The organism is Deltaproteobacteria bacterium (genome assembly GCA_009930495.1).
Lineage (GTDB): Bacteria > Desulfobacterota > Desulfovibrionia > Desulfovibrionales > Desulfomicrobiaceae > Desulfomicrobium.
This window is the reverse complement of sequence record RZYB01000427.1, coordinates 1-1,278: the sequence shown is the minus strand read 5'-3', so window position 1 is coordinate 1,278 and position 1,278 is coordinate 1. Positions and strand designations below refer to the sequence as shown.

General features: G+C 61.9%; 1 protein-coding gene. It reads right to left on the bottom strand.

Annotation, left to right across the window (positions count from 1 at the left end; all coding sequences use genetic code 11):
• A partial coding sequence (locus EOL86_15215; GenBank protein ID NCD26919.1) for a hypothetical protein occupies positions 1-999 on the bottom strand: 999 nt, incomplete at its 3' end.
• Positions 1,000-1,278 lie beyond the last annotated feature (279 nt).

The following is a 1,278-nucleotide window of genomic DNA, read 5'->3' as shown; positions in this document are numbered from 1 at the left end:
TTCCGCACTGAAATCCCCCAAGGCGATGGCGGACGTGAAGGCTTCGATGTTGTGGATGGGACGGACCACCAGTCGGTTGACGACGACGACCACGATCATGGCCAGCAGCAGGACCGCGCCGGTGCCAATGCCGAGCAGAATATTGCGTTGCAAGGTCGCGGTCTCGGTCAGGTCATCCACGTAGGCGTTCAGGCACAGGGTCCAGCCGGTTTCGGGATCGGTGAAGAAGGATTGGTATTTGCGTTCACCCTTCCAGTCGTAAAACAGTTCTCCGTTTTTTTGGTTCAGGGTCTGGCGGATGAAATCGCTGCCGTTGAAATCCTGGAGGAGGAGGTTTTTGTCCATGGCGTGGGCGATGACCTTGCCCGTGGCGTCAAGCATGTAGGCATAGCCCCGCGTGCCGAAGCGCGGCGGATCGATGAAGGCCTGGGTGAAGACCTCCCATTTGGGGAACACGCCGATGCCGCCCTTGACCACGCCGCCCGCGCCCTTGACGGCCAGGACCACGGGAAAGGTCAGGTCGGCGGCGCCACTCGATTTGGCGCTGAGGATTTCCTGGCCGAAATATGTGTCCTGACCCTGGGCAATGGCCCGGACATAATCGCGGTCGGCCCGGCTTTGGCCGCTCAAATCCTGGCCCTCGGCGTTGTAGCCGGCGATGATTGAGCCCTTGGCGTCAAAGAGAAACATGGTGCGATAGTCCGGGTTGGCCTTGATGTATTCACGCAGGCGTTCGCGGGCCCGTTCGGGTTGGCCGTCAAAGGCTTCGAGGATGGCCTGCTGGGTGGCCAGGGTGCGTACGAGGGCTTCGTGTCCGGCCATGTAGCGATTCAAGGCGGTGTGCGTGGCGGCACCGATATGGCGCATGGACTGTTGTTGCAGGGCCAGCGTCTGCTCGTATGAGGAGCGCGAAACGTAGGCAACGATGGCCACGACGGCCAGGAGCACGGCCACCGTGATGGTGCTGACAAGAACGGTGTTGATGTTTTTTTTGAACATGGCGTGATTTCCTCGTGGTGAGCTTGTGTTCCGTGGACGAGGGTACGGGCGTGCCGTCCAGGGAACATGACGTTGGGATCGAAACGGGGCGGTCTAGCCCGTGCCGGACTGGCCGAGTGCGCCGGTTTTGTTCGCGGCCAGGAAGGCGCAGACGCATTGCAGGCAGAGCTGCGCGCCCGCGTTGCGGACGAGGTGCCCCATGGCGAATTCATGACTGGCGGCGGTGCGGTACGGACGGTTCGAGGTCAGGGCCTCGTACACGTCGGCCACGGCCAGGAT